This is a genomic window from Nocardioides silvaticus, from assembly GCF_003160695.1.
GTDB lineage: Bacteria > Actinomycetota > Actinomycetes > Propionibacteriales > Nocardioidaceae > Nocardioides > Nocardioides silvaticus.
In genome coordinates this window covers 229,023-246,216 of record NZ_QGDD01000009.1, presented here as the reverse complement: position 1 = coordinate 246,216, position 17,194 = coordinate 229,023, and the positions used below count along the sequence as shown (strand labels likewise).

The following is a 17,194-nucleotide window of genomic DNA, read 5'->3' as shown; positions in this document are numbered from 1 at the left end:
CAACCACCGACGCCTTCACGGCTCCCTCGGGATGAACACCCCGGTCGAGCACGAGCAGGCCTACTACGCTGCCCGACAACCCGTCGAGAGCATCACATAACGGCGGCGGAGAACCCGTGACGGTTCAGCACGGCACCCGGATGTGGGACGCCCTCATCGAGGCCTGCCGCAGGCTTCAGCACAGCGACCAGGTCCCCCACGCCCACAGCACCACCGCCCGGATCACCGTCACCATCCCCCTCGCCAACCTGCTCGAGCAGACCGACGGGCACCTGACCGACGGCGGCCTCCTCCCCACCGGCGACCGCTTGTCAGCCGCCGCGGTCCGCCGGCTCGCCTGTGATGCCGAGATCATCCCCGCCGTCCTCGGCAGTCAGGGTCAGGTCCTCGACGTGGGCCGCACCCAACGCCTGGTCACCACCGGCATCTGGAACGCCCTGGTCCTGCGCGACCACCACTGCGCCTTCCCCGGCTGCACCCGGCTCCCCCTCGCCTGCGACGCCCACCACATCCACCACTGGGCCGACGGCGGACCAACAGCCCTGGACAACCTCATCCTGCTCTGCCGCAAACACCACACCCTCACGCACCGCACCCCCTGGCAAGTACGAATCCATCCACAGACCCGGCGACCCGAATGGATACCGCCCCCACCCGTGGACGTCCGCGACCGGATCAGCTACTACATCCCCCCACGACCACAACCACCCCTCGTCGCCTAGCGATCTCGGGGAACCTGGGCGCCCGTCCATCTCGTCGATCAGAGTGAAGCCCTCTGACGGAGGTTCCATGGACGACGCGGAGTACGACGCCTACGTGCTCGCGCGTTGGCCTGCCCTCGTCCGGTCGGCCGTCGGTCTCGGGTGCGACCCCGAGGAGGCGCGCGACCTCGCTCAGACGACCCTGCTGCGCTGCTACGTCGCATGGCGCAAGGTCCAGCGGGCGCGCGACCGGGATGCGTATGTCTATCGGATCCTCCTCAACTGCTACCGCGACAGCCACCGTCGGCAGTGGTGGAGCGAGGCGCCGACGGCGGACCTCCCGGACGCCCCGGACCGCCGGGACGCGATCGTCGATGCCGACCTCGCCGACGCCGTCCGCCGCGCGCTCGCGGACCTCGACCAGGACCAGCGCGCGGTCGTGGTGCTGCGCTACTTCGCGCACCTCAGTGAGGCACAGACCGCCACGGTCCTCGGCATCGCTCCCGGCACCGTCAAGAGCAGGCTCTCCCGTGCCCTGGTCAAGCTCGCAGTCCACCCCCAGCTGCCCGATCCGGTCGAAGGAGCCTGACATGACCGAACCCGGTGTCCTACCCGACGTGATCGAGCGCTTTCTCGACGAGCCCGTCGCGTCGCCCTCCCTTCCCGAGCTGCGCGCCGCGGGCGCGACGGCGGTACGACGGCGCCGTCGTCGTGGGCTTGCCGGCGCGGCAGCGGCTGTCGTCCTGGTCGTCGGGGGTGTCGCCCTCGGCCAGGAGGCTTTGAGAGGTGCCCCTGACGACGCCGACGACCAGGTGTCGCCGGCCGACACCGTCGAGCCGCCTCCCGGCACGCGGTGGGCCGGGATCGGTCGGGTCGTGGTCGCGGTGCCGCAGGACTGGGCAGACGGAGCGGTTCGATGTGGACAGGCGACAAAGGACACGGTGTTCTTCCGCTCCGATGAAGCTCTCCAGCGCTGCGCAGTGCGGGGCCGTCACTCTTCGTTGGAGATCAGCGACACGGCACTCCTCGGCGCGAGCGACTCGACCACGTTCACCGAGAAGGTTGTGAACGGACATGAGGTTCAGACGACCAGCGGGTGCTTCAAGGCCATCGACGGGCCGTGCTTCGCCTATCTCGGCGTGCCGGACCTCGATGCCCACTTCCGAGTGCACATCTACTCCCCCGAGGCCGAGGCGCGGGTACAGGCGGTCGTCGACTCTTTGACCGTCCTGCCCGAGGGACAGGCAGCGATTCCGCTGATCGAGAGCTGGCACCCCGATGTCGTCGAGAATGCCTACGCGGAGATCAAGGAGCTCGGCCTCCAGCCGACGATCGAAGACCCGTGCAGCAACGGTCTCTGTGCCCTCCGAGCGTGGACCGACCCTCCGGCGGGACGCGTCGTCGAGGCCGGGACGCCCGTCACTGTCTACGCCGTCGGCTGGAGCGACGGGCCGGAGCCCTACCCGCTCGATGCCCTGGCCTGCGCCAACCCCTACCAGCGCGCAGACGGCGACCTCGATGTCATGGCGCCCAGCTCCGCCGAGGAGGCACGTAAGCAAGGCTGGCCGACGGACCCGCTGGCGGCCGTCGAGGGCGTGCCGGACGCACCGGCCTGGCGCGACCTCGGCATCGCCGACCTCACCCTGCTCGACCAGTACGACGACGGCGAGGCCAGGGTCTCCGCCCAGGACGCGGAGGGCCGGACCGTCCTCATCATGACGGTCGAGGAGCTGGTGCGGGACGCGTGGGCGATGACCGCCACCGAGACCTGCGGCTGACGCCGCGCCTCAGTTAGCGGCGGCGACGACCTTGCGCATGACCGTGTTGCCCTTGCCCTTGGTGCGGATGAACTCGAAGCCGGCTCGCTCATAGACCGCGCGGGTGCCGTTGTAGAGGAACGACGACGACTTGCGGGGCTGGCCGGCGGTGTCGTGCGGGTAGCCCTCGACGACGCCACCACCGTCGGCGGCGATCAGGTCGAGGGCGCCCTGCAGTACCAGTGCTACGACGCCGCGGCGCCGGTGGTCGCGGTCGACGAAGATGCAGGTGATCCGGTAGTCCGGGAGCGGATCGCCGACGGCGTCGTACTCCTTGCGGTGGTGGATGTTGGGGAGCTCCTCGGGGGTGCCGTAGGTCGCCCAGGCGACGGCAGCATCGCCGTCGAGGACGAGGGCCGCGTGCGTCCGGCCTTCGCGGACGAGCCGCTCCTTGGCATCGCGGTTGCCTTCGTAGCTCTCGCCCAGCCCCTCGCACATGCCGCGGTGGAACCACGTGCACCAGCAGCCACCGAAGACGCCGTTGTGCTTGGCGACCAAGGCGGCGTAGGCGTCCCAGGTCTCCGGACCCAGCGCGCGGATCTCGTAGGCCATGGGACTCCTCCTCTACGCCTGGGGACCGTTCTCCAACAGTGCCTTGAACCCGTCCTCGTCGAGGATGGGTACGCCGAGCTGCTCGGCCTTGTCGGCCTTGGAACCGGCGTTGTCGCCGGCGACGACGTAGTCGGTGTTCTTCGAGACCGAACCGGCGGCCTTGCCGCCGCGGCTGATGATCGCCTCCTTGGCGGAGTCGCGGCTGAAGTCCTGCAGCGACCCGGTGACGACGACGGTCAGGCCCTCCAGCGTGCGCGGGATCGAGGCGTCGCGCTCGTCGGCCATGGCGACGCCGGCCGCCCCCCACTTCTCGACGATCTCGACGTGCCAGGGCTCCTTGAACCACTCGATGACAGCCTCGGCGATGGTCGGGCCCACGCCCTCGGCGGCGGCGAGCTCGGCCTCGGTCGCGGCGCGGATCGCCTCCATCGAGCCGAACTCGGTGGCCAGGGCGCGAGCCGCGGTGGGGCCGACGTGGCGGATCGAGAGGGCGACCAGGACCCGCCAGAGCGGGACCTGCTTGCGGGTCTGCAGGTTCTTCAGCAGCCCCTCGCCGTTGGCGCTCAGCTGCGGACCCTCCTCGCCCTTCTTGGGCGCGCGGGTGAACAGGTCGGTGCGCAGCAGCTTGTCGCGGTCGAGGGAGAACACGTCGCCCTCGTTGTCGACGACCCCGGCCTCGACCAGCGCGTAGGCGGCCTCGGAGCCGAGGCCCTCGATGTCGAACGCGCCGCGGCTGGCCACGTGGTAGACGCGCTCGAGCACCTGGGCGTTGCAGGACCGCGAGTTGGGGCAGCGCAGGTCCTTGTCGCCCTCCTTCTGCTCGGCGAGCGTGGTGCCGCACGAGGGGCACTCGGTCGGCATCTCCCACTCCGCCAGGCCCTCGGGGCGCAGCCCGAGCACCGGGCCGAGGATCTCGGGGATCACGTCGCCGGCCTTGCGCAGGATGACGGTGTCGCCGGGTCGGACGTCCTTGCGCTTGACCTCGTAGGCGTTGTGGAGGGTGGCCCGCTCCACGGTCGAGCCGGCGACCTTGGTCGGCTCCATTACGCCGTACGGCGTCACCCGGCCGGTCCGGCCGACGTTGACGCGGATCTCGAGCAGCTTGGTGTTGACCTCCTCGGGCGGGTACTTGAACGCGATCGCCCACCGCGGCGCCCGGCTGGTCGAGCCGAGCCGGCGCTGGAGGGCGACGTCGTCGACCTTGATCACGACGCCGTCGATCTCGTGCTCGGTGACGTCGTGGCGGTGCTCGCCGTAGTGCTCGATGAACTCCTTGACCTCCTTCAGCGTCGGGAGCACGCGGACCCGCTTGCTGGTCGGCAGACCCCAGGCGGCGAGGGCCTCGTAGGCCTGCGACTGCGCCTTCGGCTCGAACCCCTCGCGGGCGCCGATGCCGTGGCACACCATGCCGAGGTCACGACTCGCGGTGACCTTGGGGTCCTTCTGCCGCAACGACCCGGCCGCGGAGTTGCGGGGGTTGGCGAACATCGGCTTGCCCTTCTCGACCAGCGACGCGTTGAGCTTGTCGAACGCCTCGATCGAGAGGAAGACCTCGCCCCGCACCTCCAGGAGGTCGGGGACCGGGTAGTCGTCGGAGGCTTTCAGCCGGTGCGGCACGTCGGCGATGGTGCGCACGTTGGGGGTGACGTCCTCGCCGGTGCGCCCGTCGCCGCGGGTGAGAGCGCGGACCAGGCGGCCCTTCTCGTAGAGCAGGTTGATCGCGAGGCCGTCGACCTTGAGCTCGCACAGCATCGCCGCGTCCGCCGCGCCGTCGCGCGCGATCCGCGCGTGCCAGGACTCCAGCTCCTCGAAGGAGAAGGCGTTGTCGAGGCTCTCCATCCGCTGCAGGTGGTCGACGGCGGTGAACTCGGTGGAGAAGGTGCCGCCGACCTTCTGGGTCGGGCTGTCCGGGGTCTGCAGCTCGGGGAACTGCTCCTCGAGCTCGTTGATGCGGCGCCACTTCACGTCGTACTCGGCGTCGGACAGCGTGGGCTGGTCGAGCACGAAGTAGCGCCAGCGCGCGTCCTCGATCTCCTGCGCGAGCTGCTGGTGCTCCTCGCGGTCGTCGGCGGACGGGGTCTGAACGGCGGGCACCGAGTCGCTCATGCGCACATCTTGCCGCCTGATGCCGACATAGGGTCGCTGGGGCGCGTGTCGCCATCCGATCCGTCCTCGGCGACGAAGCACCCCGGACGGACGGTGGACGACCGGTGAGCGAGAGGTGGGACGTGGGGAGTCCGAGCATCAACCGTGTCGAGCCGCGCGGTCGTGCCCGGGGGGCGGTGCTGGTCCTCCACGGCGGCACCCAGCGGTCGGTGGAGCCGGTCACCGGCAGCAGCCTGAGCTGGCAGCGGGGCCGCGTCCTCCAACGGACCCTCGGGCGCCGGTTGGGCCGCGACGGGGTGGCGGTCTGGCTGCTGCGCTACACCCAGCGCGGCTGGAACGACGCGTGGTCGCCGTCGCCCCTCCCCGACGCCCGCTGGGCGCTGGACGAGCTGAGAGCGGCGTACGACGACGTGCCGGTCGTCCTCGTCGGCCACTCCATGGGCGCCCGGACCGGCGCGCGGGTCGCCGACGACCCGTCGGTGTGCGGGCTGGTGGCCCTGGCCCCCTGGTTCCCGCCCGGCGAGCCGGTCGAGGGGCTGCGCGGCAAGGACCTGGTCGTCGCGCACGGGCGGCGCGACCGCATCACGTCGTACGACGCCTCCCGGGCCTATGTCGAGCGCTGCCGGGACGTGTGCCGCTCGGCCACCTTCACCGACATGGGGCCGGTCGGCCACTACCTGCTGCGCCAGGTACCGGCCTGGAACGAGCTCGCCGTGTCCGCCGCGCGCGGCATGCTGCCGGGCTGACGCCTCCCGTCTCGGTGCGCCTGTCACGACCGTCGCGTGACCGGTGTCTCATGGGCGACTTCCGAAAAGGGAGTTGCACGAAACGAAACGGTTCCGTACTGTTCTCGTGAAACGAAACCGTACCGTTCCATCCCAAGTCCGCGAGGTGCCCGATGTCCCCCACTCCAGCGAGCCAGACCGAGACGCAGACGCGTCCCCGGGTCGAGGGCGAGCGTGAGCAGGAGATCCTCGACGCCACGATCGACATCCTGGCCGAGGTCGGTTACGACCGGCTGACCATGGACGCCGTCGCGACGCGGGCGAAGGCGTCGAAGGCGACGCTCTACCGGCGGTGGAACGGCAAGGCCCAGCTGGTCATCGACGCGCTCATCTCCGAGAAGGAGCCGATGAGCGCGCCGGACACCGGCAACCTGCGCGACGACCTGCTCGGCGCGTTCTGCGGGTTGGGCGGGCTCACCGATGCCCGCCAGATCGCGATCCTCGGCAGCGTCATCACCGCGATGGCGCGCGACGAGGAGTTCGCTGAGGCATTCCGCCGTGACTTCATCGGCCCGAAGAAGGAGCTGTCCAGCCGGATGTTCGCCCGCGCCCAGGAGCGTGGCGAGATCCGGAAGGACTTCGACCTCGAGCTGATCGCGGCCGCCCTACCGGGCATCTGCCTGCACCGCACCTTCCTCCTCGGCGAGCTCCCGACCGCGGAGCTCGTCGAGAAGGTGATCGACCAGATCATCCTCCCGGCCGTGGCCAACGGCTGCGACTGATCCCAGCAAGACCCTGCACCACCTCCCACCCCACACCCTGCAAGGAAATCCACTCATGACCCACACCGATTCCGTCGGCGCGGAGGGGACGATCTCCCCTGACGTACCGCTGGAGCAGGAGAAGGCCAAGGTCCCGCACGCGGGTCTCGCCCTCGTGCTCATCCTCACCGCGCAGCTGATGGTCGTGCTCGACTCGACGATCGCGAACATCGCGCTGCCCTACATCGGCAGCGACCTCGGCATCTCCCAGGCCAACCTGACCTGGATCGTGACCGGGTACGCGCTCGCCTTCGGCGGCCTGCTGCTCCTCGGTGGCCGCCTCGGCGACCTCTACGGCCGGCGGCTGCTCTTCATGTCCGGTCTGACCGTCTTCGCGCTCGGTTCGCTGCTCGGCGGTCTCGCCCAGAACGAGGCCCTCCTGCTCGGCTCCCGTGGCCTCCAGGGCATCGGCGCCGCGCTCGCCGCGCCGGCCGCGCTCGCGCTGATCACCACGACGTTCCCTGCCGGTCCGCAGCGCAACCGGGCGATGGCGGCGTACGCCACGATGTCCGGCATTGGTGCCGCCATCGGCCTGATCCTCGGCGGCTGGCTGACCGGTCTCGACCAGCCCCTCGGCGTCGAGGGCTGGCGGCTGACCTTCCTCATCAACGTCCCGATCGGTCTGCTCGCCGCCGTCGCGGCGCCGCGGATCCTCAAGGAGTCCGAGCGCCACACCGGCTGGCTCGACGTGCCCGGTGCCATCACCGGCACGCTCGGTCTGCTCGGCATCGTGTTCGGCCTCTCCCGGGCCGGCGAGGAGGCCTACGGCTGGGACCACGCCCAGACGATCAGCTCGCTGGTCGCCGGCGTCGTGCTGCTGGTCGCGTTCGTGATCATCGAGTCGCGGGTCGACCACCCGCTGCTGCCGATGCGGATCTTCGCGAACCGCACCCGGGCCACCAGCTTCGTGGCGATGATGATCGCGCCGGCCGCCATGTTCGCGATGTTCTTCTACCTGAGCCTGTTCATCCAGCAGATCATGGGCTTCAGCCCGCTCGAGGCCGGTTTCGCGTTCCTGCCGTTCTCGTTCGGCATCGTGATCGGCGCTGCGGTGTCGTCCAACCTGGTGAGCCGGATCGACCCGCGCTACCTCTCGGGGATCGGCACCCTGCTGGCTTCGGTCGCACTGTTCATGTTCTCGCGGATCGACGTCAACGACAGCCCGTCGGCGGTCCTCGGTGCCCTCGGCGCCGGTGACGTCGTCGGCGCGGACGTGAACTACTGGACGAGCCTGTTCCCCTACATCGTCCTGATGGCGATCGGCATGGGCATGGTGTTCGTGCCGCTGACCCTGACCGCGGTCCACCACGTGAAGGCGGAGGACTCCGGCATCGGCTCCGGCGTGCTCAACACGATGCAGCAGGTCGGAGGCGCGCTGGGACTCGCGACCCTGAGCACCGTGGCGCTGCACTTCACCAACAACCGCGGCGACGAGATCGCCGGTCCGCTGAGCCAGAGCATCACGGACCCGGCGGGCTTCCAGTTCGCGATGTTCCAGGGCACCTTCTCCTCCGGCGCCCAGGCAGCGTTCCTGGTCGGCTCGGTGATGATGCTCGCGGCGTCCGCAGTCATCTGGATCTTCCTCAACGTCAAGCACACCGAGCTTGCGACGGACGGTCCGGAAGGCGCCGTGCACGTCGGCTGACCCCGCCGACGTCGTACGACGACCGACGTGGCCGCTCCCTCACCGGGGGCGGCCACGTGGCTTTTTGTCAGGAGCCGGTGGTCAGCCGAGCGCGCGGGCCACGCTGCTCGTGAGGTCCACCGCCCGGCGGGCCCAGGTGCCGTCCGCACCGGCGAGCCCGCACGCGGGCGCGACGAGCAGCCGGTCGCCGACAGCCTCGGGGTCGAGGCCGACCAGGTCCAGCCAGCGCAGCACCCGCTCGACCAGCGCCTTGGGCGTGGGCGGGTCCTCGGGCATGGTGGTCGGGACCACGCCCAGCACGACGGTCTGCCCGGCCTCGAGCGCTTCCGCGAGAGCGTCGTGGCCGTCGGCGTCGACCAGCGCCAGGTCCACGGCCAGCCCGACCGCACCCGCGCCGCGGACCAGGGCCAGCGGCGCGCCCGGGGCGCACGAGTGCACCCACGCCTCGGCGCCGGCGTCGCGGACGGCGTCGAGCACCCAGCCCAGCGCCTCGCTCGCCTCGGGCGGGTGCACCACGCGGTGCTTGCCGAACCCGGAGGCGGTCGCGACCGCGCCGGACAGGACCGACGGCAGCGAGGGCTCGTCGACCTGCACCACGAGGCTGGCGGCACCCGGCAGCCGACGTCGTACGTCGGCGACGTGGTCGGCCACCCCGATCGCGAGCGCCTGCGCCAGGTCGCGCCGCGCGCCGTGGTCGGCGAGCAACTTGTCGCCGCGCGGCCGCTCGACGGTGGCGGCCAGCGTCCAGGGTCCGGCCACCTGGACCTTGAACGTCCCGGCGTAGGTCGCGGCCTGCTCCTCGAGGGTGTCGAGGTCCTGGGCGAGGAGGCTGCGGGCTCGGCGCTGGTCGACGGGTGGCGCGCCGGACGTGCCGGTGAGCCGCCAGCCGGCGGGTTGGAGGTCGGCGTCGAGCTCGGTCACCAGGCCGAGCGTGCGGCCGATCATGCCGGCGGGGGCACCACGGCCGGGGACCTCCGGCAGGAACGGCAGGCTGAGCTCACCGAGGACGACCCGCAGCGCCTCGTCGAAGTCGCGCTGGTCGGCGCCCGGGAAGGAGCCGATGCCGGTCGCGAGGGTCACGCGGAGACCCGCTCGGTGGCGTCGATCGTCGCCGACCCGACCACCCGGCTGCCCTGGTAGATCACGGCGGCCTGGCCGGGCGCGATGCCGAACGCGGGGTCGAGCAGCTCGATGTCGACCCGGTCGGCCTCGATGCGCACGACCGCGCGGTGCTCCTCGCCGTGGGCCCGCAGCTGGACGGTCACCTCGGTGGTCGACCCGTCGGGGAGCGGGGCACCGCACCAGCGCGGGGACCCGGCCCGGATCGTCTCGACGGCGAGCCGCTCGCGGGGGCCGACGGTCACGGTGCCGGAGACCGGCTCGATGTCGAGGACGTAGCGCGGCTTGCCGTCCGGCGCCGGCCTGCCGATCCGGAGCCCCTTGCGCTGGCCGATGGTGAACCCGAACGTGCCGTCGTGCTCGCCGAGCTGCTCGCCCGCCTCGTCGACGATCCGGCCGCTGTGGTTGGGCGCCCGGTCGCCGAGCTTCTCGCGCAGCCAACCGGTGTTGTCGCCGTCGGCGACGAAGCAGATGTCGTGGCTGTCGGGCTTGTCGGCGACGAGCAGGCCGCGGGCGGCGGCCTCACGTCGTACGTCGGACTTCGGGGTCTCCCCGAGCGGGAACAGCGAGTGTCGCAGCTGCCGGTCGTCGAGCACGCCGAGCACGTAGGACTGGTCCTTGCCGTGGTCGACCGCGCGGTGCAGCTCCACTCCCCCGTCGACGGTGTGCTCAAGCCGGGCGTAGTGACCGGTGGCCACCGCGTCGAAGCCGAGCGCGAGCGCGCGGTCGAGGACGGCGGCGAACTTGATCTTCTCGTTGCAGCGCAGGCAGGGGTTCGGCGTCCGGCCGGCCGCGTAGGTGTCCATGAAGTCCTCGACCACGTCCTCGTGGAAGCGGTCGGACAGGTCCCAGACATAGAACGGGATGCCGATCACGTCGGCCGCGCGGCGCGCGTCGTTGCTGTCCTCGATTGTGCAGCAGCCGCGGGCGCCCGAGCGGTAGGAGGCGGGGTTGCGGGACAGCGCGAGGTGGATGCCGGTGACGTCGTGGCCGGCGTCGACCGCGCGGGCGGCGGCGACGGCGGAGTCCACCCCGCCGGACATGGCGGCGACGACCTTCACAGGACCTCCCTCATCGACCCGGTCCTCAGGCGCGCGCGGCGCGGGCGCGCTCGAGGCACGGGCCGAGCGCCTCGCCGACCGCGTCGACGTCGGCCTCGGTGCTGGTGCGGCCGAGGGAGAAGCGCAGCGAGCTGCGGGCGACGGCCTCGTCGCGGCCCATCGCGAGCAGCACGTGCGAGGGCTGCGGCACTCCGGCCGAGCAGGCGGAGCCGGTCGAGCACTCGATGCCGCGGGCGTCGAGCAGCATGAGCAGCGAGTCGCCCTCGCAACCGGGGAAGCTGAAGTGGACGTTGCCGGGCAGTCGACGCGCCTCGACCGGGGGGCCACTGTCGGTGGTCGGGCTCGTGCCGGTGGTCGAGCTCGTGCCGGTGGTCGAGCCTGTCGAGACCCCGTTGAGGACGGCATCCGGGGCGGCGCGTCGGACGGCGTCGACGAGGCGGTGCTGGAGCTCGGTCATCCGTGCCGCGTGCTCGGCCTGCTCCTTGACCGCGACCTCGACCGCGGCGGCGAAGCCGGCGACCGCCGGGACGTCGAGGGTGCCGCTGCGCACGTCGCGCTCCTGGCCGCCGCCGTGGACGAGGGCGGTGAGCTCGATCTCGCGGCGTACGACGAGCGCACCCACGCCGAGCGGGCCGCCGACCTTGTGACCGGAGATCGACATCGCGTCGACCCCTGACCTGGCGAAGTCGACGGGCACCGCGCCGAGCGCCTGGACGGCGTCGCTGTGGACCGGGATGCCGTGCTCGCCCGCGATCACGACGACGTCGGCGATCGGCTGGACGGTGCCGACCTCGTTGTTGGCCCACATCACGCTGACGAGCGCGACCGAGCCCGGGTCGCGGGCGATGCTCGCCGCCAGCGCGTCGGTGTCGATCCGTCCGTCGCGGTCGACCGGCACCAGCTCGAGGTCGGCGTCCTCGTGCTCGACGAGCCACTCCACGGGGTCGAGCACGGCGTGGTGCTCGACGGCGCTGACGAGGATCCGGCGACGGGCGGGGTCGGCGGCGCGGCGCGACCAGTAGAGACCCTTGACCGCGAGGTTGTCGGCCTCGGTGCCGCCGGAGGTGAAGACCACCTCGCCCGGACGGCACCCGAGCACCCGCGCGATCGTCTCGCGGGACTCCTCCACGACCCGGCGCGCGCGGCGTCCGGAGGCGTGCAGGGAGCTCGCGTTGCCGACGTCCGCGAGGTGCGCCGTCAGCGCCTCCACCGCCGCCGGCACCATCGGGGTGGTGGCGGCGTGGTCGAGGTAGACCGTCGGGGCGTCGTGCATGGCGCCTCCAAGCGTACGGCGTGCGCGTAGCCTCTCCCACATGCATCCGCTCTGTCGGGCCGTCTCCCTCGCGGCCGCAGTCGCCCTCCTCTCTCCCGTCTCCCCGGTCTCCCCGGTCGGGCCGGCCGGCCCCGCCGAGGCGGTCGCGCAGAAGCCGAGCCCGCGCTGGGCCGAGATCACCCGCAGCGACGGAGGGCTCCGGTTCGTCGCGTCGAAGCACGACAGCCGGCTGACGGTCACCCGCGACGGCGGTCGCGTGGTCTTCCACGACAAGGCGCTGCGCCGGTTCCGCGAAGCGCTACCGACCGGGTGCCGCAAGGTGACGGTGGCGCGGGGCATCGCCGCCAGCTGCCGGTTGCCGGACGACGCGTCGGCAGAGGAGCCGTTCGTCCTGCGCGTCGAGCCGCACGGCGGCAACGACCGGGTCGACGGCAGCACCCTGGGCGCCGAGCTGCAGCTGGTCGTCGAGCCCGGCGCCGGTGACGACGTCGTCCTCGGCGGCGCCGCCGCCGACCGGCTCAACGGCGCACTCGGCGCCGACACCGTGGTGGGCGGCCCCGGGAACGATCGGATCGTCTCCGGTCCCGGCGACGACCGGGCCGACGGCGGCCTGGGCAACGACCGGGTGATCGGCGGCACCGGCAACGACCACCTGACCGGGGGCGCCGGGCTCGACGTGCTCGAGGGCGGCGACGGCAACGACACCCTCCTCGGCGGTGCGGGCGAGGACTCGCTGCTGTGCGGCGACGGGTTCGACACCAGCGACGACGACGGCGAGACCGATCTCCCGCGGCACTGCGAGGCGGACGCCTCCTAGATGACCGACCCGCTCGTCGTCGCGGGCGCAGGCATCGCTGGGCTCGCACTCGCGGCCGGGCTGGAGCGCAGGGGCGGGGCGCCGTACGTCCTGCTCGACGAGCGGCCCGAGCTCGGCAGCACCGGTGGCGCGATCACGCTGTGGCCCAACGCGATGGCCGCGCTGGAGGAGATCGGCGTCGCCGACGACGTACGACGTGCCGGGCACCCGATCTCCGCCGGCACCATCCGCACCCGGACCGGGCGGCTGCTGCGCTCGGTCGACCTCGCGCGGTCGATCGCCGTGCTCGGCGGGCCGCTGGTGGCGGTCCGCCGCGGTGCGCTCATCGAGATCCTGCGCAGCCGGGTGCGGGCCGACAGCGTCGTGCTCGATCGGGCGGTCCGCGGCTACCGGCGTGAGGGCGCCGGCGTCCAGGTGCTGACCGACGGCGAGCCGCTCACGGCGGCAGCGCTGGTCGGGGCGGACGGCTACCGGTCCGAGGTGGCCCGCGTGCTCCACCCGGGGCTGGACGAGACCTACGCCGGCTACCCCGCCTGGCGCGGCATCGCCGCGGTGGGCGGGCTCGAGCCCGGGCAGCTGTGGGGCGGGCGGAAGGAGTTCGGCGTCGTACCGTTGCCCGGGGAGGAGACCTACTGGTTCGCCACCGCCCACGAGCCCGCCGCGGGCAATGCCACCGACCAGCTCGCCCACCTCCGGGACGTGTTCGCGGACTGGCCCGACCCGGTCCGCCGGGTCCTCGAGGCCACCGGGCCCGACGCGGTCACCCGCAACGACGTCATGGACCGCGCCCTCCCCCGTCGCTGGACCGACGGGCCGGTGGTCGTCATCGGCGACGCCGCGCACGCGATGCGCCCCCACCTCGGCCAGGGCGGCTGCCAGGCCCTCGTCGACGCCGCCGTCCTCGCCCGCGTCCTCGCCTCGGCCGGGTCGGCCACGGCGGCGTTCACCGCGTTCGAGAAGCTCCGTCGCCGGCCCACCGCCCGCGTCGTCGCGCTCTCCAAGGCCGCCGGCCGCGCCATCAACGCCCCCGACGCCCTCCACCGCCTCACCCGCCTCGCCCCCGACACCCTCGCCCTCCGCTCCCTCGCCAGGGTCGGCGGCACCTCCGCCTACCCCTGGACTTCGGTCGTCGAGGAGTAGAGCGAGCGCAGCAAGCGACGTGTCGACACGTCTGCGGTCGTCGAGTAGGAGCGAGCGCAGCGAGCGACGTATCGAGACGCCTACGGTCGTCGAGTAGGAGCGAGCGCAGCGAGCGACGTGTCGACACGTCTACGGTCGTCGAGTAGGAGCGAGCGCAGCGAGCGACGTGTCGACACGTCTACGGTCGTCGAGTAGGAGCGAGCGCAGCGAGCGACGTATCGAGACGTCTACGGTCGTCGAGTAGGAGCGAGCGCAGCGAGCGACGTATCGAGACGTCTACGGTCGTCGAGTAGGAGCGAGCGCAGCGAGCGACGTATCGAGACGCCGCAAGCCGCACGACAACCCAAGCCCCAGGACGTCTCGATACGCCCTCGCCTAGCGGCTCGGGCTACTCGACGACCGAAGCGCTCGGCCAGCGAGCGACGTATCGACACGCCTACGGTCGTCGAGTAGGAGCGAGCGCAGCGAGCGACGTATCGAGACGCCTACGGTCGTCGAGTAGGAGCGAGCGCAGCGAGCGACGTATCGAGACGCCTACGGTCGTCGAGTAGGAGCGAGCGCAGCGAGCGACGTATCGAGACGCCGCAAGCCGCACGACAACCCAAGCCCCAGGACGTCTCGATACGCCCTCGCCTAGCGGCTCGGGCTACTCGACGACCGAACCGCTCGGTCAGCGAGCGACGTATCGAGACGCCGCAAGCCGAACGACAACCCAAGCCCGGCTACGTCAGAACACGACCAGGTCGTCGCGGTGGACGACCTCGCGCTCGTACGCCGCGCCGAGCTCGCGCTTGAGATCCTTGGTGGAGCGGCCGAGGAGGTCGGGGAGCTCGGTGGCGTCGAAGTTGACGAGGCCGCGGGCGACGACGGTGCCGTCCGGGCCGAGGAGGTCGACGGGGTCGCCGGCGACGAAGCCACCGGCGACGGAGGTGATGCCGGCGGCGAGGAGGGAGGCGTCGCGCTCCACGACGGCGCGGACCGCGCCGGCGTCGAGGACGACGGAGCCCTTGGCCTCGGTCGCGTGGCGCAGCCACAGCTGGCGGGTGGGGCGTCGGCGGCCGCTGGCGTGGAAGAGGGTGCCGACCGGCTCGCCGGCGAGGGCGGCCGCGGCTTTGTCGGCCGAGGTGAGGACGACGGGGATGCCGGAGCCGGTGGCGATGCTGGCGGCGTCGAGCTTGGTCGCCATGCCCCCCGTGCCGACGCCGGCTGCGCCCGCGGCCCCGACGAGCACGCCGTCGAGATCTGCCTCGGAGCGGACCTCCGGGATCAGGTTCGTGCCGGGGCGGTGCGGCGGGCCGTCGTACAGGCCGTCGACGTCGGACAGGAGCAGCAGTAGGTCGGCGTGCACGAGATGCGCCACCAGCGCAGCGAGCCGGTCGTTGTCGCCGAACCGGATCTCGGTGGTGGCCACGGTGTCGTTCTCGTTGACGATCGGGATCACGCCGAGCTCGAGCAGCTTGGTGAAGGTCTGGTGCGCGTTGCGGTAGTGCGACCGCCGGGTCACGTCGTCGAGCGTCAGCAGCACCTGTCCCGCGGTGAGCCCGTGCCGCGCCAGCTCCTCGGTGTAGCGGTGCACGAGCAGGCCCTGCCCCACCGACGCCGCGGCCTGCTGCGCAGCGAGCGCCCGTGGCCGCTTCCTCAGACCCAGCGGCGACAGGCCGGCAGCGATGGCGCCGGAGGAGACGAGGACCACCTCGGACCCGGCAGCGCGCTTCGAAGCGAGGACGTCGACCAACGCGCTGACCCGCTGCGGGTCGATGCCACCCTCGGCGGTGGTCAGCGAGGAGGAGCCGACCTTGACCACCACCCGGCGGGCCCCGGTGACGACGGCGCGCCCCGGGAGGATCGGCCGGTCAGTCACCGGGGTCCTCCTCGAGCCAGGCCTCCTCGTCGCTCACGTCGGGGTCGTCGTCGGAGCCGATCTCGTAGGAGACCGGGCCGTACTCCTCGGGGCGGTCGATCCGGCGCGCCACGTCGGCGCGCGTCTCGCCCTCGGAGCGCTCGGGCAGGCTCTCCTGGATCTCGCGCCGGCGGCGTGCTGCGGGCCGGTCCTCGTGGAAGCGCTCGTCCTCGCCGCGCCGGGACAGGTTCTCGGCGCCGGCGTCGATGCCGGGCTTGAAGTCGAAGACGACCGCGTTGTCGGGGTGGCCGATGAGGACGGCGTCGCCCTCCTCCGCCCCGAGCTCGAGCAGCTTGGCCTCGACGCCGAGCCGGTTGAGCCGGTCGGCGAGGAAGCCCACGGCCTCGTCGTTGCTGAAGTCGGTCTGCCGCACCCAGCGCTCGGGCTTGACGCCGCGGACCCTCCATCCTGCGCCGGTCTTACGGACGGTGAACTCCTCGCCGTCGACGCCCTTGGGCCGCAGCACGATCCGCTCGACCACCTCCGAGGCCTTCTCGGCGCGGGCGGCGACCACGATCTCGGCCATCGCGTAGACCAGCTCGCGGGTGCCCTCGCCGGAGGCTGCGGAGATCTCGAAGACCTTCAGGTCGCGCTGGCGCAGCTCGTCGAGCACCATCGAGGAGATCTCGCGTCCGTCGGGCACGTCGACCTTGTTGAGCGCGACCAGCCGGGGTCGGTCCTCGAGCCCGCCGTAGCGGGCGAGCTCGGCCTCGATCACGTCGAGGTCGTCGACCGGGTTGCGGCCGGGCTCGAGCGTGGCGGTGTCGAGCACGTGCACCAGCGCGGCGCACCGCTCGATGTGGCGCAGGAAGTCGTGGCCGAGGCCGCGGCCCTCGGCAGCACCTTCGATCAAGCCGGGCACGTCGGCGACCGTGAACACGGTGTCGCCGGCGCTGACGACGCCGAGGTTCGGCACCAAGGTGGTGAACGGGTAGTCAGCGATCTTGGGCCGCGCGCGCGAGATCGCGGCGATCAGGCTGGACTTGCCGGCGCTGGGAAAGCCGACCAGTCCGACATCGGCCACGATCTTCAGCTCGAGCACGATGTCGAGCTCGTCGCCCGGCTCGCCCAACAGCGCGAACCCCGGCGCCTTGCGCGTCGCCGAGGCCAGCGCGGCGTTGCCGAGGCCGCCGCGGCCACCCTCGGCCACGACCAGCTCGGTGCCGGCCCCGACGAGGTCGGCGATGACCTCGCCGTTGACGTGCGAGACGACGGTGCCGTCCGGCACCGGCAGCACCAGGTCGGCGCCGTGGGTGCCGTTGCGGCGGTCGCCCGCGCCGTGGCCGCCGTGCTCGGCGGTGCGCTTGGAGCTGTGGTGGTAGTCGAGCAGCGTGGTGACGTCGGGGTCGACGCGCAGGATGATCGACCCGCCCGGACCGCCGTTGCCGCCGTCGGGTCCGCCGAGCGGCTTGAACTTCTCCCGGTGCACCGACGCGACGCCGTTGCCCCCACGGCCTGCTGCGACGTGCAGCGTGACCCGGTCGACGAACGTGGGAACGGCCATGGGATCAGTCTTC

15 protein-coding genes are annotated in these 17,194 nt (G+C 72.1%); 8 read left to right on the top strand and 7 right to left on the bottom strand.

What is annotated here, in order from left to right:
- Positions 1–116: 116 nt before the first annotated feature.
- The 3 genes from DJ010_RS18775 to DJ010_RS18765 all read left to right on the top strand — a co-directional run bounded on the left by DJ010_RS18775 (position 117) and on the right by DJ010_RS18765 (position 2,479).
- On the top strand, positions 117–722 hold the full coding sequence (locus DJ010_RS18775; protein WP_211318874.1) for an HNH endonuclease signature motif containing protein: 606 nt from the start codon (positions 117–119) through the stop codon (positions 720–722).
- Between the two features lie 67 nt (positions 723–789).
- A complete protein-coding gene (locus DJ010_RS18770) occupies positions 790–1,290 on the top strand; it encodes a SigE family RNA polymerase sigma factor (RefSeq protein ID WP_109696593.1) in 501 nt (166 codons plus the stop codon).
- A gap of 1 nt (position 1,291) precedes the next feature.
- Entirely contained in the window at positions 1,292–2,479 is a 1,188-nt protein-coding gene (locus DJ010_RS18765; RefSeq protein ID WP_109696591.1) for a hypothetical protein, read from the top strand.
- 9 nt (positions 2,480–2,488) lie between these two features.
- Here DJ010_RS18765 and DJ010_RS18760 read toward each other — a convergent pair whose 3' ends face one another.
- A complete protein-coding gene (locus tag DJ010_RS18760; protein ID WP_109696589.1) occupies positions 2,489–3,070 on the bottom strand; it encodes a GNAT family N-acetyltransferase in 582 nt (193 codons plus the stop codon).
- A gap of 12 nt (positions 3,071–3,082) precedes the next feature.
- The gene (gene ligA, locus DJ010_RS18755) at positions 3,083–5,176 is read right to left on the bottom strand and encodes an NAD-dependent DNA ligase LigA (protein WP_109696587.1); all 2,094 of its coding nucleotides are present in this window, start codon (positions 5,174–5,176) and stop codon (positions 3,083–3,085) included.
- A gap of 122 nt (positions 5,177–5,298) precedes the next feature.
- On the opposite strand from ligA, the gene DJ010_RS18750 reads away from it, so the two are divergent.
- The 3 genes from DJ010_RS18750 (at position 5,299) to DJ010_RS18740 (ending at position 8,367) form a co-directional block, all read left to right on the top strand.
- Positions 5,299–5,922, top strand: a complete 624-nt coding sequence (locus DJ010_RS18750; RefSeq protein ID WP_109696585.1) for an alpha/beta hydrolase — start codon at positions 5,299–5,301, stop codon at positions 5,920–5,922.
- Between the two features lie 152 nt (positions 5,923–6,074).
- Positions 6,075–6,683, top strand: coding sequence for a TetR/AcrR family transcriptional regulator (locus DJ010_RS18745; RefSeq protein WP_109696582.1), 609 nt, complete (start codon positions 6,075–6,077; stop codon positions 6,681–6,683).
- A 55-nt stretch (positions 6,684–6,738) separates the two neighbouring features.
- Positions 6,739–8,367, top strand: coding sequence for an MFS transporter (locus DJ010_RS18740; RefSeq protein ID WP_109696580.1), 1,629 nt, complete (start codon positions 6,739–6,741; stop codon positions 8,365–8,367).
- An 81-nt stretch (positions 8,368–8,448) separates the two neighbouring features.
- On the opposite strand, the gene DJ010_RS18735 is transcribed toward DJ010_RS18740, so the two are convergent.
- The 3 genes from DJ010_RS18735 to DJ010_RS18725 are packed head-to-tail and all read right to left on the bottom strand — an operon-like array spanning position 8,449 to position 11,820.
- Positions 8,449–9,447: a uroporphyrinogen decarboxylase/cobalamine-independent methonine synthase family protein gene (locus DJ010_RS18735; protein ID WP_109696578.1), complete on the bottom strand. Its 999-nt coding sequence runs from the start codon at positions 9,445–9,447 to the stop codon at positions 8,449–8,451.
- Positions 9,444–10,547 (bottom strand): tRNA 2-thiouridine(34) synthase MnmA, encoded by a 1,104-nt coding sequence (gene mnmA, locus DJ010_RS18730; protein ID WP_109696576.1) that lies wholly within the window; start codon positions 10,545–10,547, stop codon positions 9,444–9,446. The genes DJ010_RS18735 and mnmA overlap by 4 nt, the downstream gene beginning before the upstream one ends.
- A gap of 25 nt (positions 10,548–10,572) precedes the next feature.
- Positions 10,573–11,820 carry a cysteine desulfurase family protein gene (locus DJ010_RS18725; protein ID WP_109696574.1) on the bottom strand — a complete coding sequence of 416 codons (1,248 nt, stop codon included), beginning with the start codon at positions 11,818–11,820 and terminating at the stop codon, positions 10,573–10,575.
- Positions 11,821–11,860: 40 nt separating this feature from the next.
- Between DJ010_RS18725 and DJ010_RS18720 the strand changes: the two genes are divergently transcribed.
- Both DJ010_RS18720 and DJ010_RS18715 read left to right on the top strand, forming a co-directional pair.
- Positions 11,861–12,637, top strand: a complete 777-nt coding sequence (locus tag DJ010_RS18720) for a calcium-binding protein (RefSeq protein WP_146207400.1) — start codon at positions 11,861–11,863, stop codon at positions 12,635–12,637.
- A complete protein-coding gene (locus tag DJ010_RS18715) occupies positions 12,638–13,777 on the top strand; it encodes an FAD-dependent monooxygenase (RefSeq protein WP_109696570.1) in 1,140 nt (379 codons plus the stop codon).
- Positions 13,778–14,504: 727 nt separating this feature from the next.
- On the opposite strand, the gene proB is transcribed toward DJ010_RS18715, so the two are convergent.
- Entirely contained in the window at positions 14,505–15,638 is a 1,134-nt protein-coding gene (proB, locus tag DJ010_RS18710) for a glutamate 5-kinase (protein ID WP_109696568.1), read from the bottom strand.
- Positions 15,631–17,181: a GTPase ObgE gene (gene obgE / locus DJ010_RS18705; RefSeq protein ID WP_109696566.1), complete on the bottom strand. Its 1,551-nt coding sequence runs from the start codon at positions 17,179–17,181 to the stop codon at positions 15,631–15,633. The genes proB and obgE overlap by 8 nt, the downstream gene beginning before the upstream one ends.
- Between the last annotated feature and the right edge of the window lie 13 nt (positions 17,182–17,194).

Bases quoted from the DNA above. Each gene is read 5' to 3' on its own strand.
- DJ010_RS18770 (WP_109696593.1), top strand. From the start codon at position 790: ATGGACGACGCGGAGTACGACGCCTACGTGCTCGCGCGTTGGCCTGCC.
- DJ010_RS18720 (WP_146207400.1), top strand. From the start codon at position 11,861: ATGCATCCGCTCTGTCGGGCCGTCTCCCTCGCGGCCGCAGTCGCCCTC.
- DJ010_RS18745 (WP_109696582.1), top strand. From the start codon at position 6,075: ATGTCCCCCACTCCAGCGAGCCAGACCGAGACGCAGACGCGTCCCCGG.
- ligA (WP_109696587.1), bottom strand. From the start codon at position 5,176: ATGAGCGACTCGGTGCCCGCCGTTCAGACCCCGTCCGCCGACGACCGC.
- obgE (WP_109696566.1), bottom strand. From the start codon at position 17,181: ATGGCCGTTCCCACGTTCGTCGACCGGGTCACGCTGCACGTCGCAGCA.
- DJ010_RS18740 (WP_109696580.1), top strand. From the start codon at position 6,739: ATGACCCACACCGATTCCGTCGGCGCGGAGGGGACGATCTCCCCTGAC.
- DJ010_RS18760 (WP_109696589.1), bottom strand. From the start codon at position 3,070: ATGGCCTACGAGATCCGCGCGCTGGGTCCGGAGACCTGGGACGCCTAC.
- DJ010_RS18715 (WP_109696570.1), top strand. From the start codon at position 12,638: ATGACCGACCCGCTCGTCGTCGCGGGCGCAGGCATCGCTGGGCTCGCA.
- DJ010_RS18765 (WP_109696591.1), top strand. From the start codon at position 1,292: ATGACCGAACCCGGTGTCCTACCCGACGTGATCGAGCGCTTTCTCGAC.
- DJ010_RS18725 (WP_109696574.1), bottom strand. From the start codon at position 11,820: ATGCACGACGCCCCGACGGTCTACCTCGACCACGCCGCCACCACCCCG.